Below are 24,832 nucleotides of genomic sequence, written 5' to 3' on the forward strand. Positions count from 1 at the left end.
ACTAATAGGCCGAGGGCTTGACCGATAGGACCTGCATTGTGCAGTTTTGAGGGTGCAAGAAGGGGATAAAGGAGGTCCCTTTGAGGGTAGGATAGAGAAGGTAAGGTTAGGAAGCAGTTAAGCAAGGAAAACAAGGTGAATGAGAGAGGTAAAAAAGATTCCGGTGACCATGGCGAAGGGGAAACACCTGTTCCCATTCCGAACACAGAAGTTAAGCCCTTCAGCGCCGATGGTACTAGAGGGGAGACCCTCTGGGAGAGTAGGTCGTCGCCGGAGCTCCAATTAAAAAGCCTGGTTTGTAAGCCAGGCTTTTTTTAATTGTACAGCTTGTATTATTTTTGACCTTTTTATTGACACCAAGCTGCAACGTGTTTTATAATTAATGCAGAAGGTAAACGGTTTCCTAAACTGTATGGTAAGCGACTTGGATGTCGGTGTTTATAAAATCAAGGGGATTGTCCCTGTTTTTTGGGGTGAAATATATGAAAAGATTAGGGGCAGCCATCATAGGCTGCGGCAGTATACACGGAGTGCACGCAGATGCCATAGTGTCAAGCGAATTGAGCCGTTTGGTGAGTGTGGTTGACATAGATGAGAAACGAGCTCGGGCGTCTGCTTCAAAGTACAATTGCCGTTGGTATGTTGATTACCGTGATGTTCTCAGCGATGACCAAGTGGATGTGGTACATATCTGTACACCTCATTACTTGCACGCTTCTATGGCTATTGAGGCTGTAAGGTCCGGAAAGCACGTCTTGGTTGAGAAGCCGGTTGCCATATCTGTAAGCCAGGCACAGGAGATGGCTGAGGAAAGCAAAAAGCATGGGCGCTATATAGGGGTATGCTTTCAGAACCGCTTTAATCCTGAGTCTCAAAAGGCCAAGGAGGTCATCGACAGCGGTACAATTGGACAGGTCAAAGGCGTTAAGGGCATCGTAACATGGTTTAGGACCAGGGAGTATTACACCGAAAGCGGGTGGCGGGGAAGGTTTGCCACCGAAGGTGGCGGCGTGCTCATAAACCAGGCCATTCATACCCTTGACCTAATGCAGTGGCTGGGCGGGGGAGTCAAGGCTGTAAAAGGGAATGTCGCCACCAACCTTTTGGGCGATGTGATAGAGGTGGAGGATACCGCCGACGCGCTTCTATTTTTCAAAAATGGAGCGCGGGGAATCTTTTATGCTACCAACTGCTATGTTGCCAATTCGCCGGTGGAGATCGAAATAGTCTGCGAGAAGGCAACTCTTAGGATTTACGATGGCACATTGGTGATGGAACAGGGCGGAAGCTACCAGCGTTTAGTCAGCAAGGGATCGGGTGAGACGGCATACAAGTCTTATTGGGGCAGAAGCCACGCCATTTTGATAGAGGAGTTTTATAAGGCGATATTGAGCGGCAACCCCAGGCACATCATCTCTGTTGAAGAGGGTATGGAGTCTTTAAAGATAATCGACGGCATATATAAATCCTCTTCTACAGGGAATGTAATAAACATTAATTAGGGGGGAATTTTTTATGAGTAAGCCCAGAGTAGGAGCCCAGCTGTATACCATAAGGCAGTTTACCCAGACGCCTGAAGACATCGTTTCCAGCATGAAAAAGATAAAGGAGATAGGGTACAATGCCGTCCAGGTGTCAGCCTTTGGCCCTGTGGACCCGCATAAGGTCAAGGAAATAATGGATGCACAAGGGTTAACTATTTGTGCTACCCATATAGGATACGACAGGCTCAAGGATGACCTGCAGGGGGTCATTGACCAGCACAAGCTGTGGAATTGCAAGTATGTGGGCCTTGGTGCCATGCCGCGGCAGTACGCTCAAAGCGCCGAAGGGTATGTGAAGTTTGCCAAGGAAGCATCTGAGATTGCGCGGGTACTGGCCGATAACGGGCTTAGGTTTATCTACCACAACCACAACTTCGAGTTTATGAAATTTAACGGGGTAACGGGCATGGAGATTCTGCTCAACGAAACCGACCCTGAAGTGTTTGACTTTGAAATCGATACATACTGGGTGCAGGCAGGTGGTGCCAATCCCGTTGACTGGATCAGGAAGGTCAAGGGCAGGATGAAGGTGGTCCACTTCAAGGACATGGGGGTGGACAGCAACAGGCAGCAGATGATGACCGAGGTGGGCGAGGGCAATCTCAACTGGCCCGATATCATCGATGCCTGCATCGAGGTCGGTGTAGAGTGGGCGCTGGTGGAGCAGGACGTCTGCCAGAGGGACCCCTTTGAGAGCCTGGCAATAAGCCTGAACAACCTTAAGAAATTGGGACTTAATCCTTAAGTCCTAAAATACGATTGGTGTGGGGAGGAAGAGAAGGGTGAGCAAGTTCATACTTTCGGCTTTTGCAGATGAGATCGACCTAGACTTGAAGGTGCAGATGGATGTGTTGGAGCAGCACGGCATTGGGTACATAGAGATGAGGGGTGTATATGGGAAAAGCATTGTCCAGTATTCGTTGGACGAAGTGAAGGATATAAAGAGGAAGCTGGATGAGAGGGGATTCAAGATTTCCGCCGTGGGTTCGCCTATAGGCAAGATAGGGATACTAGATGACTTTGAGCCACATCTTAAGCTCTTTAAGCACACCATCGAGATTGCAAAGATCCTAGAAACCAATTATATCAGGATGTTCAGCTTTTACATCCCTAAAGGGGATGACCCTGCAAAATACAGGGACGAGGTCCTGCGCAGGTGGGAGGAGTTCATAAAAGCCGCTCAAGGAACGGGGCTTACCCTCCTCCATGAGAATGAGAAGGACATTTATGGTGATACCGCCGAGCGCTGCCTTGACCTTTTAAAGACGCTCAACTGCGAGTACGTAAAGTTCACATTTGACCCGGCCAATTTCGTGCAGTGCGATGTTGAGACTTATCCCCATGCATTCAATCTGCTAAAGGATTATATAGCCTACATGCACATCAAAGATGCTTTGTACAGCAACCACAGCGTGGTACCGGCAGGATATGGCGACGGCAGGGTAAAGGAGATACTTGCTGAGCTCTATAACATGGGCTATGAGGGATTTTTGTCCATAGAGCCCCATCTTGGCAACTTCGTAGGGTTTAGCCAGCTGGAGCAGGGGATGGTTGACCCCAACCTGCCGGAAGGCGGTCCCAAGCTGTTTGGCGTTGCCGCCAGTGCCTTAAAAAAGATACTGTCAGAGATTGAGGGGAGGTAAAAACAGATGGATAAGGTGAGGATAGGCGTAGTTGGCATAGGGAACATGGGTTCGGCCCACGCCAAGTATTTGGCGGCCGGGGACATCCCGAATGCGGAGCTTACCGCTGTTTGCGATGTAAACCCCAAGAGGCTTGAGTGGGCCAAGGAAAATCTGGGACCAAATGTTAAGCTTTTTGACAATGCTGAGGCCATGTTTGAGTCGGGGACCGTGGATGGCGTCATCATCGCCACGCCGCATTATTACCATCCGCCTTTGGCCATCAGCGCATTTAAACGGGGCTTACATGTGCTCATTGAAAAGCCCGCAGGGGTTTATACAAAGCAGGTAAGGGAAATGAACGAGGTGGCTGAAAAGAGCGGTAAGGTCTTTGGCATCATGTACAACCAGAGGACCAATCCTGTCTATCAAAAGCTGAGGGACCTCATAAAGTCAGGCGAGCTGGGCGAGATAAAGCGCATCATATGGATTATCACAAACTGGTACCGTTCGCAGAGCTACTACGATTCGGGTGGTTGGCGGGCCACGTGGGCCGGTGAAGGCGGTGGCGTGCTGATCAACCAATGCCCACACAATCTTGACCTGTGGCAGTGGATCTGCGGAATGCCAAAACGGGTACGGGCATTTTGCTACTACGGCAAATACCACGACATTGAGGTCGAAGATGATGTCACCGCTTACATGGAATATGAGAACGGCGCTACCGGCTTGTTTATAACCACCACCGGTGAAGCGCCCGGCACCAACCGCTGGGAGATTTCCGGCGATCGAGGCAAGATAGTGGTGGAGGATGGGAAGCTGACCTTCTGGCGCCTGCGCGTTTCAGAGAGGCAGTTCAACAAAGAATACAAGGGTGGTTTTGGTTCGCCAGAGTGCTGGAAGTGTGAAGTTCCCGTACACGGCGTTGAAACGGCGCACAGGGGAATTACCGCCAACTGGGTAAACGCCATATTGAAAGGCACGCCGCTTTTGGCGCCCGGCGTGGAAGGGATAAATGGCCTGACCATATCAAATGCCATACATCTGTCCTCCTGGCTGGATGACTGGGTGGAGATTCCGTTTGATGAAGACCTTTTCTATCAAAAGCTCAAAGAAAGGATAGAGAGCTCCAGACTTAAAAGTGATAAAAAAGAGGATAGGGTTTTGGACGTAGAAGGGACGTATTGATTATATGCGGGGTGGTAGACCCTCTCACATAAGAGTGGGAGGGTCTACTATTTAAGATGCTTGGAGCATATTATTTTAAGCTTCTAAGCTGGGAAAGAGAGGAAAGGGGGAAATCTATGAAGATCGGTATATGTACGGCTGTTGAGAATATAAAGAAGATGGAGGGTATAGGGTTTGACTACATAGAGCCATCGGTTGTCAGCATTGTAAAGATGAATGATGAGGAATTTGACGCTGCACTTAAATTGGTTGAGGGCAGCAACATAAAGTGTGAAGCCTTTAATGTGCTGTTCCCCAGAGACGTGAGGCTTACCGGCTCCGGGGTTGACGAAAAGGCGATAGAGGCGTATTTGAAATCCGCCTTTTCAAAGGTGAGCCGACTGGGGGCCAAAGTGGTGGTATTCGGAAGCGGCGGGGCACGCAAGATACCCGATGGCTGGAGCAGGGAGGAAGGGTGGAAGCAGCTTGTGAGGGTTGCAAGGATAGCAGGCGATGTGGCGGCAGAGTACGGCTTGACGATTGCCATGGAGCCTTTGAACACATCGGAAACAAACATTTTAAATTCGGTGAGAGAAGGCATAGAGTTTGTCAAGGATGTCGATCACAGCCATGTAAAGCTGCTGGCCGATTTTTATCACATGCGCCGGGAAAATGAAGATATGGACATACTGCTTGACGCATCTTCTATGCTTGCACACCTTCATATAGCCAACAGCAATGGACGGGTATGTCCTCTTGATAGGGCAGAGGATGCCTATGACCTTTTCTTTAAGGGGCTGAAAGAAATTGGGTATCAAGAGCGCATAAGCATTGAGGCAGGCATCAAAGACGTTGATGAGGAGGCGCCGGTTGCTCTCGAGCTCTTGAGAGAGCTGAGCAAGTGAGTTTAAGGAGTGTAGACTATGGATTCCAGAGAGATAGTTGCAAGCACATTAAATTACGATGCCTCTCATGCCTACATCGGATTGGAGCCTAAATGGCAGGAGTATGCCTGCGATGAGTTTGTAAAGTGCGGGCGCAGGGAAAATTACATTTGAAGCTGATGAGCCACGACAGCGAAAAGCTTCAGGATGTCCCTGTACTTAAAAGGGGCATCCCGTTTTTTTGTTTATGAGATTTAATGAGAGAAACAAGAAGGAATACGGAGCAAAAACGAGAAATCATTAGATATACTCACATTAATGCTTTATATCGCTTATTTACAGCGAATATCTGCATTGAATTTACCGTATGTTATGGATTATAATAAATCCTGCTTGATGACAAGATGGGCCATTAGCTCAGTTGGTAGAGCACCTGACTCTTAATCAGGGTGTCCGGGGTTCGAGTCCCTGATGGCTCACCATAGTACCAAGGCCAGGAAAGGTCTTGGTACTTTTTTATTTTTCCACTTTTGCAGGAGGTGTTTGGTATGGACAAGTTTGAACTTAAAAAGGAACAAAGTGTTTTGATGGTCATCGACATCCAAGAACGGTTGGTGCCGGTGATGGAAAGGCGCGACCAGGTAATCCGAAATGCTCAAATTCTTATCTCTGCAGCTCAAAGGCTTGATATACCTGTCATAGTGACCGAACAGTACCCCAAAGGTCTGGGCAGGACGGTAAAGGAGCTTAGCGATATGCTTGGCGATTTTCAGGCCTTTGAGAAGCTATCTTTTTCTGCGTATATCCCCGAGGTTGCCGCACAGCTTGCCAGGCTGGGACGTAAAAAGGTGATTGTATGCGGTATGGAGACGCATGTATGCGTATTTCAAACGGTGAGGGAGCTGCTGCAAGCCGGTTATCAAGCTTTTGTAGTTAAAGATGCGGTATGCTCGAGGACGCAGGATAATCATCAAAATGGCCTTGATTTGATGGAGGGGATGGGGGCTGTTATCACCAATACCGAGACCGTGCTCTTTGACCTTTTGAAAACGGCAGGCACGCCAGAGTTCAAGGAGCTCTCAAGGCTTATAAAATAAAAAAACAAGAATTTTTGTTCCAGCATGCAGGAAAAAGTAGATGTGTATCGAAATATAAACCGTAGCCTGTGGATTAAAAAAATGGGCAAAAATTATACATTATTTATGTCTCAAAAAATAAAAAGTGTTGACATCTTATACCACATGTGCTATGATTTTTAACTAGAATGGACAAAATCCTGAAGGAAGGTTTTGCTGTTTCGGCGCATAACTTTCCTGACGGAGGTCATAGGGGGATGAGACGCAGCAGTTTTCTCCTTCGTTATGGAGGAGAAATGGCAGCATCATGCTTTCCTCCAGGATTTGTCCGGCAAACACTTCAAAAATGATTTCCCTCTCAAAAATGTACACATTCATCGTAGATAATTATAGTAGGTGACACAGACTTGGTACATAGTACTAAAGCATCATCTTAGCAGGAATAAACGGCGATTTTTTGTGCGAAAAGGAATGCTTTATGAAAGCATAGCTTAAATGTGATTGCATTAATAGGTGAGATAGCATTTGTGGAGCTTGATGTCATCAGTGTCAATCTTGCCGAATTGCTTGACCATACCCAAATCGGTGCAATTTGTGATACAGGCAGGAGCTATGGCCAAAGGGGGCGAGATATTTGTTCTTGATATGGGCGAGCCGGTCAAGATAGTGGACCTGGCCCGTGACCTCATCCGCCTGTCGGGCTTTGAGTCGGATGTGGAGATAAAGTATTGACAAGCTAATTGTTAATTGAAGGTGATACATATGAAAAATTTAGGGGCTTTTGTTATTGCATTCCTGATTTCACTATTAGGAATGCCGTTGGTTATTAAGTTTGCCAATAAAAACGGCATTGTGGACAAACCCAACGGCAGAAAAATTCACAAAAAACCCGTTCCGCTATTAGGTGGAGCCGCTATTTTTATAGGATTTATCATTCCCTTTGTTATGTTTTCAAATATAGATTTTAAGGTTGTTAGCATAGTAGTTGCATCTGTTATACTTGTTGTGGTGGGAATGTTTGACGATATTTACGACATTAAAGCCAAGAAAAAGTTGGCCGTGCAAATACTGTGTTCCGTTTTAGTTGTGGTAGCAGGGATAAGGGTTAATATAAGTGAGTACATAACTGATAATGTGTATCTAGCTTTTCTAATTGATGGACTTATAAGCATATGTTGGATTATTGGTATAATCAATGCGGTTAACTTAATAGATGGCCTGGATGGTTTAGCGGGGGGAGTATCATTTATCGCTTCTATTGCATTTATAATTATTTTGGGGAGAGAAGGGTCAGATTATATCGGATATATAATTGCGTTATCGCTTGCCGGTGCAATCATTGGATTTCTTCTCTACAATTTTTATCCCGCCAAAGTATTTATGGGAGATATGGGTAGTACATTCATAGGGCTTTTGTTGGCTGTATTAAGCATAATAGCTTTGGATATACCAGAAAATCCTGCTTCTATGGTGGCCCCTATAATTATTTTGGCGGTACCGATTTTCGATACAGGCCTGGCAATATTGCGAAGAATCGCACAAAGACAGCCATTGTTTTCAGCGGATAAGAATCACCTTCATCATAGGCTCATAGCAAAAGGCTTTAGCCAGAGACAAGCAGTGTTTATAATTTACAGCTTAGCAGTGCTAGCTGCGTTGGTTGGAGTGATTGTGGATGTTAAGCGGTGGTTTTATTTTGGGGTTGTAGTGGTAGGGTTGCTTGTGGTGTTAGGGATAGTGATTAGTTTTGGTGGGTTGGTAAGAATAGAGAAATTTGTAGAAAAAATGTATAAAGAGATGGCTTCCACCACGGAAAGGCATACATTTAATAGGTGATTTTTGATAATTTAAGTATACAAAATGAAATTCGTAGTTGTAATTAAAAAAAGTGGCTTTCTTATATTTTATTTTAAAATATTTACTTTTTTAAAGCAAGCTTGGAAGCAACATTCTAATGTGGTAAAAAGGAACTTATTGAGTCTGCTGAAGAGAAAATGTTAAAAGAAGAAGTTACTTCCCAATATTAGTAGACTACCATACAAATAATTTTAACTAAAAAGATGTATTAAGTTTATAGAACGAGAAATCTTTAAAACAGTTTTATAGAGAAAAACATAAAACCTAAGTGGTATATTTGTGACTTAACCAATACATGTAAATTAAATTTAAAATACATTTTTCATAAAAGTAAGAATAGAGATATTGCTGAGTTAAACAGACTGTTAATTTGTTAAGAGGTGAAAAGATTGAAAATATTAATTATTACACATAATTTTCCACCTGATCTTGGGGCTGCTTCTTTTAGAATGGAATCGCTTATTCGCTTTTTGTCAGAGAAACATCAAGTTACGGTTCTTACTGCATATCCAAACAGATATAAAAGTATTAAAGTGGAAATGAAAGATAACTTTAATGAAAATGTTAAAGTTATTAGGATTCCGAGTTTAAAGCAGTCTAATAATCTTTTTCAAAGAGGTATTTCTTTTTTAGATTTCTTCTTGAAAAGTTACATTATCGCAAGAAAACTTGTTAAAGGACATGATGTTGTTGTTGCAACTTCACCACAAATTTTTTCTGGATTTCTTGGTGCATTAATAGTTAATGATGAGAAACCTTTTGTGCTCGATATTAGAGATCTTTGGCCTGATGCTATGGTAGATCTTGGACTAACTAGAATTAATTCTTTTGTATATAAGATGCTAAAGAAAATTGAGATATATATGTATAAAAAAGCAGACAAAATAGTAATAAACTCTCCTGCATTCGAAGAGTATATTCGAAATATGGGAAATAAAAACATATACTTGGTTACAAACGGGGTAGATATGGAATTCTTTGAATACTTTAGAAAAATTGATATCATGTCACCACCGCGTAAACCTTTTAGAATTTTATACGCAGGGAATCTTGGTCTAGCACAGGATATAAAGATACTTACGGAATTGAATGACCGAATTTTCAATGATTTTTATTTTGTTCTAATTGGTGATGGTTCACAGCGCAAGGAAATAGAAAGGGAAATAAACAGAAAAGGCATTAAGAACATAGAGTTAAGGTTACCAATAGAAAGGCAAAAACTTTTAAAAGAGTATGAGGCTGCGGATGCACTATTTGTTCATTTAAGAAATATTCCCATGTTTTCAAAAACGATACCTTCTAAAGTCTTTGAATATGTTGCAACACGAAAGCCAGTAATATATGGAGTTACAGGTGTAACAAAACAAATATTGGATGAAATGAAAGCTGGGATTGCTTTTGAGCCGGGTAATGTAACTGATCTAGAAAGAGCATTAGAAGAGTTAAAATATATTCTTAATAAAGGTTTATGGAAGTACGAAGTTAACCCTATTCTTGAGAAAAGGTATTTGAGACCAATACTTGCAAAAAGATTTGCAGAGGTTATAGAAGATGCGTATTATGCCCATATTCAAAAATTTCAAAGCACTATACAAAGGTGAACTATTTGCAAGAACAAAAAGGTTAATTGAAAGAAAAACGGGTTTGATAAAACGAAAGTTCTATCTTCCCACAATTTGTATTTTTGACTTTTCACAGATTATTACGTTTAAGTTTGAGTTCTTTAAATTTATACAATTTTTTAATATGTTTGAAGTTATGGGTACCACGTATGAAATTGAAGGCATAGAAAACTATCAAAACGATGAATTTAAGAATGTACCCTGGTATGACATTAATATCAAAAACTACAAAGATGATGTAAGGGTATTTTGGGAAAAGAATAGATTACAGTTCCTTCCAATATATGCTATTTTAGCTATTAGACAAAATAATCCAGAGAAACTTGTTGCGTTTTTGCGTAGATGGGAAGAAGTAAATCCATACAATTATGGACTTAATTGGGTAAGCAATCTGGAGATTGCAATTCGATCGGTTTCAATATTTTTGGCGTATATAGTTTATATTACATATACTGGCTCAAGGAATGATTATATTGAAAGGCTTTTATTTAAGCATATTTATCGTGTATATAAAGATATAGAATATACTGAGAAATGCATGCCCAATAACCATCTCATTGGGGAGGCTGCAGCGCTTTATTTAGTTGGAAGTTTGCTCAAAACGGAATATTCGGATAATTTCCTAAGACGTTCAAAAAGAATTCTTAAAGATTGTATTTCTTTTTTTAGAGATGATGGAACATATATTGAAAGCAGCCTTTCTTATCACAGATTCGCAATTCAGATGTATTTGTTGGTGTACTTATTGTCAAAAAGACTGGGAGATGATTTTCTCGAACATGAATTTCAAAGAATGATTACCCAGTCATATAAGTTTTTTTGTTGTATTGAAAAGCAAGATGGTACATATCCACAATTTGGTGATTGGGATGATGGTGTTTTTTATAGAACTTCATCTAAGTCTCCTACAAATTTTAGAGATTTTGTAGATTCACTTGGGTATATGGCTGGTTACCATGAAATAAAAAACGTAGAGATAAGTTTTTTGGAGGCGTTTTTCGGAAATATTTATGGGGAAAGCTTAGTGGTTCCAGATTTTTATAGTTCATATCCTATTTTCGAACTGTTTAGTTATGGGAAATACGGTGTATATAAGGATTACCAAATATATGTTTTCATAAATAATGAAGAACAAATATTTCACGCGCATGCTGATGGGCTAGCTATAGAGCTCAGCTTTGGAGGCAAACACGTACTAACCGATTCCGGTACCTATAGTTATAATTTGAACAAAAATTTGAGGAGATATTTTAGATCCACACGGGCACATAACACGGCTTTTCTAGGTGCCGATCAAAGCACCCAAGTGGGAAGTTTTAGATGGGTGGATCAAGCATTTACAACTTTGAGAAAAAGTAATAGTGGTTTTGAAGGAGAAGTGATTTATAAAAATGGTTCAAGACATGTTAGAAAGATATTGATAGCTGAACAAGAAGTTTGTGTGGAGGATATAATAAAAAGTTGCTTTAATACTTTCCCAGAAATTAATTTTCATTTTCATCCAGATAGACATGTTCAGATTCTAAATAAAAATAAGGTTTTGATAGACAATGATATTATAATGCTTGTAGAATCTGCAGAAGAATTTAAACTGGAAAAGTTGAAAAGTTTGTGTTCTTATCATTATATGCATATTGGTGAGCGAGACAATGTGAGAATTGTGTTTTATAGCAATACTGTGCGATGTAAGGTTCTCTTTAGAAAAGTAGATTAATTATAAGCATCAAATAGAACACGCTTAAAAATTTGCGAGCATATGTGAGATAATTCCTCCATAGAAATGGTAAGGATTATCCATGACACATTATATGTATGCCTGCCGCAAATGCGAGCAAAGTGAAGTGAGCACGCCTATAGTAACAGCGACAATGCCTAAAGCTGCACCTCCTGGAAGTATTGCTTCACCGTCTGCTATTGCGTATGTAATGACACAGAAATTTGTGGAAGGGATGCCGTTTTATAGGCAGGAGCAGCAGTGGGAACGGATGGGGATAGAGCTATCGAGGCAGACTATGGCTAACTGGATGGTACAGGGGTCAGAGAGATGGCTGAGGCCTGTATATGAGAGGATGAGGGAACATCTAATTAAGAGGGATATACTGCATGCCGATGAGACGACGTTGCAGGTATTACACGGGCCAGGGAGAGCAGCAGAGGCTGTATCGTACATGTGGCTTTATCGTACAGGCAGGGATGGTCCAGCAATAGTGCTTTATGATTATCAGACGACGAGGGCAGGTAGGCATGCGAAGAAGTTTTTAGAGGAATTCAAAGGGTATCTGCATGTAGATGGGTATGAAGGATACAATGGCATACCTGATGTAGTATTGGTGGGATGTTGGGCACATGCGATGAGGGAGTTTGATGAAACATTGAAGGCAATACCTGGGACTAGTGAAGGAATAGCAAGCGTGGCAAAGAATGGGCTTGATTACTGCTTGTCAGTTAGAGTTTGAAAAAGCCTGAAATTAAGCAATTTTTTCTTTTTCAAATGTCCAAATTGTACCTACATAGTAATGTGACTTTGTCAAGATGGGAATTATTTTACGCTTACATTATTTTTAGAGATATTGATTTTTCAAAAGGAAGATATGTATTAATAAAAACCCATAGAAAAGAGAAAATTTCAAAAAGCCACTTGATAAATATTTTGTAGAGTAACAAAAAACTTGTAAAAATGTTTAAAACGTGAGGTGTAGGTATGCTTGGTTTGCTAAAAAAAATATACGAAACTATACCTGAACCAGTTGCAGGTTTCCTAGTTCAGACGTTTGGTTTAAGTTATGTCAGCTCAAAAAAAGCCTGGAGCAAGGTTTTTGAGCTTGACAAACAATTTAGACGATTTTCTGAAGATGAAACATTTTTTCTCCTTCTAGTTGAAAACGGCCTAACAAGGATAATTGAACATGTACTGAGTGTTAAAGTACCGTATTATGCCGATAAAATTGAAAGGATTAATGGAAATCTGGATGTGAATGGACTAGAATCTCTTGAGCCTATAGATTCTGAAACGGTGAGAAAAAGCTTGAATTCGTTTGTGGTGAAATCCGTAAACGGTTATTACACAACTACCGGCGGAACTGGACGAAATCCTTTGTTGATAAGAATTTCTGACGATGCCTACTATAGAGACTATGAACATGTGTTGTGGAGTTGGTACAGAAACGGGTATTACAGGAAATGCAGAAAGCTGACGCTTAGAGGTGTGAACCTTGGTGACAGGTTGTGGAAATACAACCCAATATACAATGAATTACTAATAAACATATTTCTGATGAATGAAAAAAACATAGATGCTATTGTTCGAGAGATTGAAAATTTTGATCCAGAATTTGGTCACGGTTATCCATCAGCATGGACCAGACTATCTAAGTTGATTCAAGGCAGAAGGATCAGAATGCAACTCAGAGGTATTTCATTTGTTAGTGAGAATTTTACCGAAGAGCAGAGGAAACTTGTAGAGGAGACTTTTTCATGCTGTGTAACAAGTTTCTATGGTCACTCGGAACGAGCAGGTTTCGCTGCAGAAATTCCCGAGAATAAAGGAATTTATTATGTATTCCCAACTTATGGGTTGATAGAAGTCCTTGATGAACATGGGAGAAGAGTACCGGAGGGGGGATTTGGGGAAGTAACGTGCACTACGTTCATAAACAAAACTCTTCCTTTAATACGTTACAGAACGGGAGATTTTGCCAGGGTCCATAAGGCAACGTCTTCTGGGATTCCAATGAGTCTAACGGAAATTTCCGGAAGATGGGGGAAAGATTTTGTGTATGATAAGTATGGTAATAAGATATCAATGACTCTCGTAAATGTACATTCCTTTGCCCAATACAACTTCAAGTACATACAGTTCAGACAAGACACCCCTGGAAAACTATCAGTTTATCTTGTACCATTTGAGAAGTTGAGGAAGAGAGATTTTGAAGATCTTAAAAGGGAGTTTATCGAGAAGCTCAAGAACTTTGACATAGATTTTCTAATCTGTGATGAATCCCAGATTGTATTCAGCAAAAGGGGAAAAGTTCCATATCTTGTGTCTACGCTGAGTGAGGAAGAGAAGAGCTAAATGTTATTTTCGAAAGAGTACAAAGGGATTAATTATATTCCGTGCTGTCTTGTTGATTGTCATATGATTCGAGAATTTGTGCAGAGCAGCGAAAGGTTCATACCAATTAATATAACGGTGTTACTAAAGTACTGTTCAGAATAGAGAGATAGGGATACCTACCAGTCTTATAGAGTTTTAAAATGTCTTTGTGTTCCGTAACAATAGACAAAGTGGAGGTAAGACCTTTATGAAATACAGCTTTGCCTTCATAGGTTCAGTCTCTACCGAAAAGAGCCTTGGTGGTGAGACCTTGAAGAATCAGCTTATTACCAAGTATCTTATTGAAAATGGAATTCAGGTGTATGTTATAGATGTTGAGGCATATAAACCTTACACGGTAAGAAGCAGAATTGCGCTCTTTCTAAGAATACTTAGTGTGTTTTTATCACGTGATATTAAAAGTATAATTATCTCAAAGGCTTCTCCAGGTGCTATAAAGATACTGAAATTAGCAAAGTGCTTCAATATCTTCAAAAAAAGGATTTACTATGTAGTAATTGGTGGAACTATAGTGAGAAAAGTTCGAGAGAACCCGAACTTGAATAAGCTCCTTAAGGCGGTTACGAGAATCTATGTTGAAGGGAAAACCATGGCGCGCGACCTTATCACATTGGGGATTAGGAATGTTGAATGGCTACCTAATTTCAAAGAGATTCCTGAAATAAGGGAAGTCAAGAAAAGAACTCCACGAATTCCCGTAAGGGCTGTTTTTGTCTCAAGAATGACTAGGGAAAAGGGTGTTTTATTCTTGTTGGAGTGTTTGGATGAAATAAATTCGCAGAATGTTAAAATTACTATAGATTTTTACGGCCCATTTGAAAATATCGAATTTAAAGAAATGTTTTTTGAAAAAATACGTAATTCGAATTATGCATTTTATCAAGGCGTGCTTGATTTCCAAAGTGAAAATGCATATACTAAACTAGCAGAATACGATCTTTTCATCTTTCCAACATGCCATGTGGAGGAAGGATTTCCAGGTGCTTTGATTGATGCAATGATAGCAGGTCTGCCTATTGTTGCATCTGATGCTGGGTGTAATGGAGAAATAGTTACTGATGAGATTGGCTATCTTTTTAAGACAAACGACGAGGAAAATTTTAAGGAGGTTCTTTTGAGGGTTCTTGTTGATCCTCAACAGTTGGTTGAGAAGTCAGATAACTCTAGGAAAAGGGCTGCTGTTTACGAGTATAGAAGGGTTCTGTCAAAGCTGCTGAGTGATATTCTGGTGGATGCTAGTAAATGAACATTTCGGCTAGCACACACAAATCTTCATCTTGGAACACGAACAGTGTCTACTCCAGAAATTTCGCATTGATGGGTTTGGAAATCGCAAACCAGCTCTGCCTATACTATTATAAAGGGAATACTCCTTCGAGAGCTTTGTTAATATGGCAACAATTGAACTGAATGGGTGAGGTTCAAACGGATAAATACACTATCGCAGATTGTTATGGTGTTCAACATGGGAGTTGGAGGTAGAACAATGAAACTAGGGTTCTGCTATAAGGATAGCTTCTCAACAGTATTTAAGTTTACTGCATTTGTTTTAATTTTTTTTCTCTGTCTCTACATAAGAAACGTGATTCTTTCTGTAGCAATGCTTTTGATACTTATCGCGTTTGAGAAGAGTTTTTTTATTGCTATTTTATTGTTACTGCCGATTGTGGAAACTCTAATGGTTTTTAGAGAAGGTTTGACTATAACAAAGATCTTTTCAATATTATTGCTAATTTACTTGGTTGCTCATATAATAAGGTGGAAAAAGATTCACATGACCAAAGGACTAGGGGTGATAATAGTTTTCCTAACATGGACTGTGGTAGGAATATTTAATCATATAGTTTTATTTCCAGATGGTGCATTTTCTAGTTGGAATTATGCACAAGCACTATATGAAGGGGTCATCTATGCAGTTTCCAAAATTTTCTTTGCTATGCTAATATACATTTACCTTATGGATGAAACACAGGAGGAGCTTTCACAAATAATGTATTTTTCTTCCAAATCGCTTACGCTTGGACTCATAATAGTGAACATTTACTTTATATTTTTTGGTTATGAACAATTTGCATGGTGGTCTCTGACTCGGGTAACTTTTTTAGGAGCTGATCCGAATGAATTTGCATGTTTACTTTCTGCTCTTTTACCTTTTTCTTTTTGGGTTTTTTTCTCTATAGAGGCAGTGTTTTGGAAAATAGCTTCTCTTTCAAGTGTTATACTTACGATTTATTCTATAATTTTGACTTTGTCTAGAGGAGGATTGTTAACTCTTATCTTCACATTGATGGTCTTATTCTTCCTTTTTTTAAAGAAAGGCCGAGGAAAACACTACTTGTTGATATTTTTTCTTTCTCTCGCATTAGTTTTTCTGACGCAATTTATAGATATTTCGCAAGTTCAAGCAAGATTTTCTTCAACCTGGATACAGAATAGTCTGTCTAAGTTAACTGCGAGGAGGATAGATTGGTGGATGGCTGCATTGGAAAAATGGTTGGAGCGTCCGATAATTGGTTGGGGAACATCTGCGACCATGCTTCAAGAGTGGCTTAATTTTGAAAAATACGGTATACCAACTGTTCTACATAGTATTTATGTAGAAATAATATTACAATTAGGGATAGTTGGGATAGGTTTGTTTATGCTAATAATAATGAAAGCCATAGGTGGAATTCCTAATATACTTAAGCAGACTAGTGAGATTAGATCTTTGCACATTATCATACCAATGATTTCGCTTCTTTCGGTCCTGTTTGCCGGATTATCACTTTCGTGGGAATGGAAAGAATTTGTTTGGTTTCTTATCTCGATTAGTCTTGCGTACACTGATAAGTTCACAAGAGTTTCTTGTGAATACTAGCTGGAGGTAAAGGGATTTTCAAATAGTGTAGATATGGAGAATAAAATTACAGACATATGGATCCTAGACACATGCCTATAATTATTGTTGCCAATTCTCTTTCTCTTGAATTTGAAAGGTAGCTGTTTAGACCCACGAAGTATAGAAAAAATGAGTGTTCTTATTTTACAGTTTTTAGTTAGGTTTCTACACATTAGAGCAGAAAAATAATATACCATTCTTTTGGTATGAATAGTTCTAAAAACTAATTTTTTGGGATGGTGATTGCTGTGAGGATCGCACATGTCATTTCCTCGTGTAGTCCTGGAGGAGCGGAGGTATTTGTGAAATCACTTGTTTTAGAATTGAAAAAGCAAGGCTTAGATGTTGAAATATGGGTGATTTACAAAGTTGAAGACTTGCCATATAATGATGAGAAAGCAAGAGAATTTCAAATAAGTTATGTAAAGGAGCTTGTTGAAAATGATGTGAGTGTGAAATTTGTCGAAAGAAGGTTTAGGAAGGATTGGCCAAGAATAAAAGAAAAATTGAATACTTTTTATGAAGAGTTTAAGCCAGACGTTGTTCATTCGCATTTGGAAACCGTGACTTTTCACGTTGTGAGATCTCTTTTCAGAAAAGTTCCAATTGTTGAGACTATTCACAATACAGTAATTAATTATCCCTATCTGCATAAGTGGTATATAAATCGTAGACTGAGTGCTTCAGTTGCAATTTCTCGCAAAGTAAGGGAGATAGTACTAAAACAATTAGGTATTCCCGAAGAAAAAGTTTACCTAATTTACAATGGTATCCCACTTGAGAAATTTAGAACTCTGGATCGAGTGTTCAGAAAGAATGTTAAAAATATTATTGCTGTTGGAAGGCTTGAAGAACAAAAAGACTATCCTACATTAATTGTTGCTTTCAAAATCCTGAAGGACAGATTAGAGAGTGAAGGTCGTGAAGTTCCAACACTAAATATAGTAGGGGGAGGAAGCTTGGACTGTTATCTAAAAGAATTTGCCAGTGAATTGGGTTTGGAAAAATACATAAACTTTCTAGGAAAACGTAGTGATATACCGGATATTTTGAGAGAGAGTGATGTTTACGTTATGTCTTCACTTTATGAGGGTTTGTCGATAGCTTTAATAGAAGCTATTGCTTCTGGTCTTCCTGTAGTAGCAACGAATGCAGGGAGCAACGATGAAATCATCGATAACGGAATGAATGGATTGATAGTTCCCACCAGAGATAGTGAGGCACTAGCTGAAGCTTTGTATTTGCTGGTTATTAATCCTGATTTAAGGCAGAATTTTTCTCGAGCAGCCTCCAAAAAGGCTGAAACTTTTTCGATAAAGTATTGTGCGCAAGGTCACTGTAGGATGTATGAAGAAATTTTGAAAAATGGTAAGCGTCAAATAGAGCACACCTAAAAATTTGCAAGCAAATGTGAGATAATTCCTCCATGAAAATAGATAAGGAGGGATTATCTATGTATGACCCATATAGAGCGTAGGCAGCAATGGAAAGCTAGGATTGAAGCCTACAAAGCCAGCGACTTGTCTGCAAGGGAATTTTGCAGACAACACGACATAACTACGAGACAGCTGTACTACTGGCTAAGAAAAGAAACTTTAAAAGAACAGACTGGTAATACAGTACAATGGTTATCTGTTAGTTTAAACAGTCAAGAAGATACATCTTTAAGTGACTTTTTAACCGTAAAAGTGGGTCCTGATGCAATTGAGGTAAGGCAGGGTTTTAATGAGAAACTGCTGCTTCATGTAGTAAAGGTGTTGAGCGCTCTATGTTAGGACTGGCCAGTATTCAAAAGGTTTATCTTGCGTGCGGTAGTACCGACATGCGGAAATTAATAGACTCCCTGGCGGCTATCGTACAGCAAAGCTTTGCAAGTGCTCTGTTGTGTTCTGTAACAAGAGCAGGGACAAGATAAAGATACTGCAGTGAGACCACATATGAAGTTGAGAAACTGCCAAATATGGATATAAAGTAAAGGAAGCGCTATATGAGATTTTACCATCGTCAACGAGTTTGTCGGATTGCTTGCAGAGTGGAATAGAGATGGACAATCCCTACCTTAAACAGGGTAGGGATTGTTTTCATTGCAATAGTTTGATGATTGCCAGTTTAAGTTATTAGTTTTATCAGTTGGAGTTTAAAGAAGCCTGAAAAATTAAGCTATTTTTTAAAACGCCTAAATTGTTCCTACATAATTGTTGTTTTGTTAGCGTGGATATTATTTTTTGATTACGAGGAGAGGTTAGGACAATGAGTCAGCCAAAAATATGTGTCATAGGTTTAGGTTATATAGGTTTGCCGACCAGTGCTATATTTGCAACCCACGGATGCAAGGTGATCGGGGTAGATGTAAATGAAAAAATCGTAAATGCTTTAAACAAGGGTGAGATTACAATCGAAGAACCGTATCTGGATATTATGGTACAGGCAGCCGTCAGGTCCGGAAACCTGATTGCCGATACCAAGCCTCACGAGGCTGATGCGTTTATTATAGCAGTTCCAACCCCCGTCACCAAGGATAAAAAAGCCGATATGAGCTATGTGGTTGCGGCTACAGAAGCCATTGTGCCTTATCTCCGAAAAGGAAACATGGTTATACTGGAGTCCACTTCACCTCCAGGAACGGTGGAAGAACTTATGGTACCTATACTGCAAAAGTCCGGTCTAAAAATAGGGGAGGAATTATATGTAGGACATTCTCCTGAGAGGGTCCTGCCGGGGAAGATACTGTGGGAACTGGTACATAATAACCGTATAATCGGGGGAGTAAACAGGGTTTCCGCTGAAAAAATACGGGATTTATATAAAATATTTGTTAACGGCGAAATATATTTAACTGATGTGAGAACGGCAGAGATGTGTAAGGTGGTGGAAAACACCTTCAGGGATGTAAACATTGCTCTTGCCAACGAACTGGCCAGAATATGTGAAAGGATGGGTATAAACGTCTGGGAAGTGATAGAGCTGGCCAACAAGCACCCGCGGGTGAACATTCATCAGCCCGGTCCGGGGGTGGGTGGACACTGCCTGGCGGTGGACCCGTGGTTTATAGTTGAAAAGGTTCCTGATCTGGCAAAAATTATAGAGCTTTCCAGGAAAACCAATGACAGCATGCCGCAGCATGTCCTAAACAGGATAGACGAAATTTTGAAGGATGTCGAGGGCGTAAGAAGAGTATCGATTCTGGGTATAACATATAAGCCCAACATAGACGACGTGAGGGAGAGCCCTGTTATTGAACTGATAGAACTGATGGAGAAAAGAGGGGACTATGAAATCCGGGTATACGACCCTTATGTAAAGGCCCATAAATATAAGGCAAAGGATTTGATTGAAGTGGCGGAGGGAAGCGACTTGGTGGTGCTGGCCGTGCATCACGACTGTTTTAAACATTTGCCGCTTGATGACATGGCGAAGGTTATGAGAAACAGGAACATCTTTGACACGAGAAATTTCTTAAGCAAAGAAGAGGTTGAAAGCAAAGGCTTCAGGTATATATTGCTGGGTAATGGGGCAAGCAGGTAAAATGATTGTTATAGGGGTAGATACTGTGAATAATATGAATATAAAAGTCTTAACCATATTCGGTACAAGGCCCGAAGCAATAAAGATGGCGCCACTTGTAAAGAAATTGGAGCAAGAACCTCTTATAAAGAGCTATGTTTGCGTTACAGCACAGCACAGGGAAATGCTCGACCAGGTGCTGGAGATATTCAATATAAAGCCCGATTACGATTTGAACATCATGCAGCACAGACAGAGCCTTGTAAGCATAACTACAAAGGCTCTGGAAGGTTTGTATAAGGTTATAAACGAGCTGAAACCCGATATTGTTCTGGTGCACGGTGATACATCCACCACACTGGCAGGAGCCTTGGCAGCGTTTTACAACAAAGTCCCTGTGGGGCATGTGGAAGCGGGGCTCCGGACATACGATAAATATTCTCCGTATCCCGAAGAGATGAACAGAATGCTTACCGCCGATATTGCCGAGATGCACTTTGCTCCAACCGTTAGAAATAAACAAAACCTCATAAGGGAAAATATTACGCAGGGAATTTATGTGACGGGCAACACAGTTATAGATGCGTTGAAATATACCGTTGTATCTGATTATACATTCAGAGCTTCAACCCTCAAAGGCATTGATTTTTCAAAAGGGAGGTATGTCTTGCTGACCGCACACAGGAGGGAAAACCTGGGTGAGCCGCTTGAAAACATCTGCAGAGCAGTAAAGAGGCTTATACAGGATTTTGATGATGTGCATATTATTTACCCTGTGCATTTAAATCCCGCCGTCTGGGAAACGGTTAATTCAATTTTAGGGGGTACCGAGAGGGTTTATCTGATAGACCCGGTTGATGTGCAGGACATGCACAATTTGATGGCCAGGTGTTATATGGTTATGACCGATTCGGGAGGTTTGCAAGAGGAAGCTCCGGCCCTTGGGAAGCCGGTTTTGGTATTGAGGACCGAGACCGAGAGGCCGGAAGCGATAGAGGCTGGGACTGTGAAATTGGCTGGAGTTGTTGAGGATGACATATATAATATGGCTGTTGAGCTTTTGACAAATAAAGAGGTATATGAATCAATGGCAAGAGCAGTAAATCCATATGGTGACGGTAAAGCTTCTGAAAGGATAGTTAAAGCCATATTACATAAATTTGGCTTTGGTGAAAAGCCAGAGGAGTTTGGTATATAAGTTTGTCATTTTTGCCTATCTCATGAACAAGAACCACGAGATACAAAACAGCCTGGCCGACTCGGGCGAGCAAAACCTCTATATGATGAAGGTGGCCAGGGAAAATGGTGCGCTGGCGGCTAAGCTGGCAGGGGCGGGTGGCGGCGGCACCATCATAGCGCTGACGCTGGAGCCAGAGAGGACCATGCGTGCATTGAAAGAGGCAGGGGCTGAGACGTTTGTAGAGCTTGCTCCCGATGCTGAGGGAGTTAAGGTGGATGTTGTGGAGGAGGATTTTTCTGCAGTATATTCGGCAATATCAGCAGGGGCGAATTGAGATGGATGATGTGAAGAAAGATGTGGGGTACGATGTAGAGCAAATGTTTGAATGGGGAAAGTAGTTTTCGAAAGTTAATTATAAAGAAGAAAAAGGGAAGGAACATATCCTTCCCCAGAGAGCGGTTATCATTTTGGCATCTCCCGACTTTGCACTTTAAAAAGCTCACTTTGTGTTCGATTCCAGCATCTCAATGACCTTCTTTATATGCTCATAAAGTACCATTATATCTCCGCGGGTTGCCGGACAGTGCAGTTCGTCACTAAGCTCCTGAAGAGAGCTTATCTTTTCGATGCCTTTATAGTTATTTTGCATGAAATGTTTTTCTACAAGCTGGGCGTTCAATATATTCTTCTGGGTAGTGCTGTATGACTGCAAAAGCTGTATCTCGATGCCGTTTTGGAGGACCACCTTGCAGTACTTGCCTTCCCTTATCACCTGCTCTATTAAGCGGTAATTTATATATCCGAATGTTTCATCCCCCTGGATGAGAGGGTGTCTTACTGAAACCGGCATTAGTACCAAATCGTGCTTAAATGGTATAGGTATTTTAGACTTTTGACCTAATATCTCTCTGTACTTTCGTCGGAGCTCCACAATGTCGTAGGAGAGGCTGGCTGCGATGCCTTTGAGCACCGACTTTATCTTCTTGTGTATTACCCTTTGGTGGCCTTCCAGGGTGATTAGCAGGGTGGTGTCTCCCACGCCTTCGGTGTAAACCGGGAGCAGGGCGCTTATGCCCTCTTCAAGATAATTTTCTCGTTTTCTCAAATTATCTTCCTCCTTTTCTGGTTTTGCTTTGGCATGGCAGATACACAAGAAGCATAAATATTAAATTGTGGTCGATAAGCCGGCGTGAATTGGTTTATAAATTTTATCAAAAATGGTATTTATATCCGGGCAATGTACATAAAATATAAACAGGCAAAAAAATGATCATTATCATGTTGGGTCATGCCCGTCTTTTTCGGGTGTGTCTTTTTTTTATTTGCGGATGTGAATTGAAAGGGCTTTCTCTTCGGTGAGGATATCTTTGTGATTAATGGCTTTTTACGATGCTGCTTTTAGACGGCGTTTTCTTGGAGGTGTGCCTTTTTCATCGCTGATGTTGTTTTGCGTATAAGCAGATGATGAGTTTTTGAAAGCATCTGTACCTCCTGTCTGCCGGGTATTCCCGGCTTTTGCAAGCATGGATTATTATACACCATTTCCCTTTAAAACACAATAGCCAATTTTGGGGGATGTCTCGATTCTTCAAAATTAAGTAATGATTATATACTTTATCTAAAATAGCCAAGTTCAATAGTATACAAAATAGCCAATATAAGCTATAATAATTATAGGCCAAAGGAGGTGAACCATATGATACAGGTTAGTTCAACAGAGTTCAAAAATAATGTCGGAAAATATATAAGGCTTTCTGAGAAAGAAGATATTCTAATTTTAAGAAACGGTAAGGTTGTTGCAAAACTTACAGCAGTATCAAAAAATGAAAAAGAAATTGCTTACAGCAGGCTATTAGAGATGATAAAGCAGAGTGAACCGGTTACTGAAGATATTGATTTAGATGTCATGAGAAAAGAGAGGTTAAATAAATATGACAGTATTACTTGATACAAATATATCTCTTGATTTTTTGCTTCACAGGCAACCATTTTTTGAGACGGTCAATAAAATATTGATCATGATTAAAGATAACTATATAAAAGCTTATGTATCGGCTTCATCGGTAACTGATATTTATTATATTATGAGAAAATATAGAACACAGCAAGAACGGGTGTTAATGCTGACCGAATATTTTAAGCTTGTTGATATAGTAAGTACTACCAAAACGGATATTTTAAGAGCCCTAAAGATGGAAGCTACGGATTTTGAGGATGCAGTTACCGTTCAGATTGCAAAGCGTAAAGGTGTTGATTATATTATAACCAGAGATAAAAAAGGATTTACGGATCAGGCAGTCAAAACAGTCAGTCCAGAAGAGTTTTTAAAAATAATTTCTTGAAAATTGCGAGAATAGTAAAGCATATGTAAGCGTAAAATAATTCCCACCTTGAGAAAGTAACATTACTGTGTAGGTGCAGTTTGGGCATTTGAAAAAGAAAAAATTGCTTAATTTCAGGCTTTTTCAAACTCTAACTTGACAAACTGATAACTTAAACCGACAATACCAAACCATTGGGATAAAAGCAATCCCCACCTCATTTAAGGTGGGGACTTTCCATCTCTATTTCACCCTGCAACAATCCGGCAAACTTGTTGACCACGGTAAAATCTCGTCCAGTGCTTCCTTATCCTCTATATCCATATTCGGCAGCTTCTCAACTTCATATGTGGTCTCACTGCAGTATCTTTATCTTGTCCCTGCTCTTGTTACAGAACACAAACAGAGCACTTGAAAAAGGATCCAATTCAAAGCTTTGCTGTATAATAGCCGCTAGGGAATCTATTGATTTACGCATGTCGGTACTCCCGCACGCAAGATAAACCTTTTGAGTACTGACCAGTCCTAACATAGAGTGCTCAACACCTTTACTACATCTAGCAGCAGTTTCTCATTAAAACCTTGTCTTACCTCAATAACAGCAGGACCTACTTTTACGGTTAAAAAGTCGCTTAAAGATGTGTCTTCTTGGCCACTTAAATTAACAGGTAACCATTGCACTGTATTACCAGTCTGTTCTTTTAAAGTTTCTTTTCTTAGCCAGTAGTACAGCTGTCTTGTGGTTATGTTGTGTTGCCTGCAAAATTCCCTTGCAGACAAGCCGCTGGCTTTGTAGGCTTCAATCCTAGCTTTCCATTGCTGCCTGCGTTCCTTATGTGTCATGGATAATCCCTCCCTGTCATTTCTATGGAGGAATTATCTTACATTTTCTTGCAAATTTTTAGGTGTGCTCTATTTGACGCTTACTTAAAAATTATACTTATATTCAAGGAAATTTTGGATTTATGTCGAATGTTATTTGTAAAGGTATTCGAGCAGTGAGCCCTCATACCCAATGTGGAGGAGGCTTACAGATTAGTTAGAGAGATTTATTTTATGA

At 40.4% G+C, this 24,832-nt stretch carries 24 protein-coding genes, 1 tRNA gene, 1 rRNA gene and 2 pseudogenes; 25 read left to right on the top strand and 3 right to left on the bottom strand.

Going from position 1 to position 24,832, the window contains the following annotated elements; translation table 11 throughout:
* Positions 1–159 precede the first annotated feature (159 nt).
* From rrf to JOD02_RS00110, 23 genes and pseudogenes are all read left to right on the top strand, one after another.
* Positions 160–276: ribosomal RNA gene (rrf, locus tag JOD02_RS00005) — 5S ribosomal RNA — on the top strand.
* Positions 277–482: 206 nt separating this feature from the next.
* On the top strand, positions 483–1,502 hold the full coding sequence (locus tag JOD02_RS00010) for a Gfo/Idh/MocA family protein (RefSeq protein ID WP_204485814.1): 1,020 nt from the start codon (positions 483–485) through the stop codon (positions 1,500–1,502).
* Between the two features lie 13 nt (positions 1,503–1,515).
* A complete protein-coding gene (locus tag JOD02_RS00015; protein WP_204485816.1) occupies positions 1,516–2,289 on the top strand; it encodes a sugar phosphate isomerase/epimerase family protein in 774 nt (257 codons plus the stop codon).
* Between the two features lie 37 nt (positions 2,290–2,326).
* The gene (locus tag JOD02_RS00020) at positions 2,327–3,187 is read left to right on the top strand and encodes a TIM barrel protein (protein WP_204485818.1); all 861 of its coding nucleotides are present in this window, start codon (positions 2,327–2,329) and stop codon (positions 3,185–3,187) included.
* 6 nt (positions 3,188–3,193) lie between these two features.
* The gene (locus JOD02_RS00025; RefSeq protein WP_204485819.1) at positions 3,194–4,354 is read left to right on the top strand and encodes a Gfo/Idh/MocA family protein; all 1,161 of its coding nucleotides are present in this window, start codon (positions 3,194–3,196) and stop codon (positions 4,352–4,354) included.
* A gap of 116 nt (positions 4,355–4,470) precedes the next feature.
* A complete protein-coding gene (locus tag JOD02_RS00030) occupies positions 4,471–5,238 on the top strand; it encodes a sugar phosphate isomerase/epimerase family protein (RefSeq protein ID WP_204485821.1) in 768 nt (255 codons plus the stop codon).
* A gap of 18 nt (positions 5,239–5,256) precedes the next feature.
* Entirely contained in the window at positions 5,257–5,391 is a 135-nt protein-coding gene (locus tag JOD02_RS11575) for a hypothetical protein (RefSeq protein WP_279380574.1), read from the top strand.
* A gap of 232 nt (positions 5,392–5,623) precedes the next feature.
* Positions 5,624–5,699: transfer RNA gene (locus JOD02_RS00035), tRNA-Lys, on the top strand.
* Between the two features lie 66 nt (positions 5,700–5,765).
* Positions 5,766–6,314: a hydrolase gene (locus JOD02_RS00040; protein ID WP_204485823.1), complete on the top strand. Its 549-nt coding sequence runs from the start codon at positions 5,766–5,768 to the stop codon at positions 6,312–6,314.
* Positions 6,315–6,860: 546 nt separating this feature from the next.
* Positions 6,861–7,019: pseudogene (locus JOD02_RS00045) on the top strand (polysaccharide biosynthesis protein); the annotation flags it as partial.
* Positions 7,020–7,055: 36 nt separating this feature from the next.
* On the top strand, positions 7,056–8,129 hold the full coding sequence (locus tag JOD02_RS00050; RefSeq protein ID WP_204485825.1) for a glycosyltransferase family 4 protein: 1,074 nt from the start codon (positions 7,056–7,058) through the stop codon (positions 8,127–8,129).
* Between the two features lie 410 nt (positions 8,130–8,539).
* Positions 8,540–9,751, top strand: coding sequence for a glycosyltransferase family 4 protein (locus JOD02_RS00055; RefSeq protein WP_204485827.1), 1,212 nt, complete (start codon positions 8,540–8,542; stop codon positions 9,749–9,751).
* Entirely contained in the window at positions 9,711–11,486 is a 1,776-nt protein-coding gene (locus tag JOD02_RS00060; RefSeq protein ID WP_204485829.1) for a heparinase II/III family protein, read from the top strand. Before JOD02_RS00055 ends, JOD02_RS00060 begins: the two co-directional genes overlap by 41 nt.
* A gap of 91 nt (positions 11,487–11,577) precedes the next feature.
* Positions 11,578–12,210 (top strand): annotated as a pseudogene (gene tnpC / locus JOD02_RS00065) (IS66 family transposase); the annotation flags it as partial.
* Positions 12,211–12,473: 263 nt separating this feature from the next.
* Complete coding sequence (locus JOD02_RS00070; RefSeq protein WP_204485831.1) at positions 12,474–13,844, top strand: hypothetical protein; 1,371 nt, start codon at positions 12,474–12,476, stop codon at positions 13,842–13,844.
* 229 nt (positions 13,845–14,073) lie between these two features.
* Positions 14,074–15,132, top strand: a complete 1,059-nt coding sequence (locus tag JOD02_RS00075) for a glycosyltransferase (protein ID WP_204485832.1) — start codon at positions 14,074–14,076, stop codon at positions 15,130–15,132.
* Between the two features lie 240 nt (positions 15,133–15,372).
* Complete coding sequence (locus tag JOD02_RS00080; protein WP_204485834.1) at positions 15,373–16,746, top strand: O-antigen ligase family protein; 1,374 nt, start codon at positions 15,373–15,375, stop codon at positions 16,744–16,746.
* Positions 16,747–17,003: 257 nt separating this feature from the next.
* Positions 17,004–18,161, top strand: a complete 1,158-nt coding sequence (locus JOD02_RS00085) for a glycosyltransferase (RefSeq protein ID WP_243426247.1) — start codon at positions 17,004–17,006, stop codon at positions 18,159–18,161.
* A 63-nt stretch (positions 18,162–18,224) separates the two neighbouring features.
* Positions 18,225–18,542 (top strand): IS66 family insertion sequence element accessory protein TnpA, encoded by a 318-nt coding sequence (tnpA, locus tag JOD02_RS00090; RefSeq protein ID WP_204485838.1) that lies wholly within the window; start codon positions 18,225–18,227, stop codon positions 18,540–18,542.
* Positions 18,536–18,682, top strand: a complete 147-nt coding sequence (gene tnpB / locus JOD02_RS11825; RefSeq protein WP_204485839.1) for an IS66 family insertion sequence element accessory protein TnpB — start codon at positions 18,536–18,538, stop codon at positions 18,680–18,682. The genes tnpA (JOD02_RS00090) and tnpB (JOD02_RS11825) overlap by 7 nt, the downstream gene beginning before the upstream one ends.
* Before the next feature lie 335 nt (positions 18,683–19,017).
* A complete protein-coding gene (locus tag JOD02_RS00100) occupies positions 19,018–20,292 on the top strand; it encodes a nucleotide sugar dehydrogenase (protein ID WP_204485841.1) in 1,275 nt (424 codons plus the stop codon).
* A 34-nt stretch (positions 20,293–20,326) separates the two neighbouring features.
* Entirely contained in the window at positions 20,327–21,469 is a 1,143-nt protein-coding gene (wecB, locus tag JOD02_RS00105; protein WP_204486577.1) for a non-hydrolyzing UDP-N-acetylglucosamine 2-epimerase, read from the top strand.
* Positions 21,459–21,785, top strand: a complete 327-nt coding sequence (locus JOD02_RS00110) for a hypothetical protein (protein ID WP_204485843.1) — start codon at positions 21,459–21,461, stop codon at positions 21,783–21,785. The genes wecB and JOD02_RS00110 overlap by 11 nt, the downstream gene beginning before the upstream one ends.
* 165 nt (positions 21,786–21,950) lie before the next feature.
* On the opposite strand, the gene JOD02_RS00115 is transcribed toward JOD02_RS00110, so the two are convergent.
* The gene (locus tag JOD02_RS00115) at positions 21,951–22,556 is read right to left on the bottom strand and encodes a hypothetical protein (RefSeq protein ID WP_204485844.1); all 606 of its coding nucleotides are present in this window, start codon (positions 22,554–22,556) and stop codon (positions 21,951–21,953) included.
* 591 nt (positions 22,557–23,147) lie between these two features.
* On the opposite strand from JOD02_RS00115, the gene JOD02_RS00120 reads away from it, so the two are divergent.
* A complete protein-coding gene (locus tag JOD02_RS00120; protein WP_207754184.1) occupies positions 23,148–23,399 on the top strand; it encodes a type II toxin-antitoxin system Phd/YefM family antitoxin in 252 nt (83 codons plus the stop codon).
* Positions 23,383–23,793, top strand: coding sequence for a type II toxin-antitoxin system VapC family toxin (locus tag JOD02_RS00125; protein WP_204485846.1), 411 nt, complete (start codon positions 23,383–23,385; stop codon positions 23,791–23,793). Before JOD02_RS00120 ends, JOD02_RS00125 begins: the two co-directional genes overlap by 17 nt.
* 334 nt (positions 23,794–24,127) lie before the next feature.
* Here JOD02_RS00125 and tnpB (JOD02_RS00130) read toward each other — a convergent pair whose 3' ends face one another.
* Together tnpB (JOD02_RS00130) and tnpA (JOD02_RS00135) are read right to left on the bottom strand one after the other, a co-directional pair.
* Positions 24,128–24,304 (bottom strand): IS66 family insertion sequence element accessory protein TnpB, encoded by a 177-nt coding sequence (tnpB, locus tag JOD02_RS00130; RefSeq protein ID WP_279380575.1) that lies wholly within the window; start codon positions 24,302–24,304, stop codon positions 24,128–24,130.
* Positions 24,298–24,615: an IS66 family insertion sequence element accessory protein TnpA gene (gene tnpA / locus JOD02_RS00135; protein ID WP_204485849.1), complete on the bottom strand. Its 318-nt coding sequence runs from the start codon at positions 24,613–24,615 to the stop codon at positions 24,298–24,300. Before tnpA (JOD02_RS00135) ends, tnpB (JOD02_RS00130) begins: the two co-directional genes overlap by 7 nt.
* Between the last annotated feature and the right edge of the window lie 217 nt (positions 24,616–24,832).

The sequence above is a fragment of the Caldicoprobacter guelmensis genome (genome assembly GCF_016908415.1).
Lineage (GTDB): Bacteria > Bacillota > Clostridia > Caldicoprobacterales > Caldicoprobacteraceae > Caldicoprobacter > Caldicoprobacter guelmensis.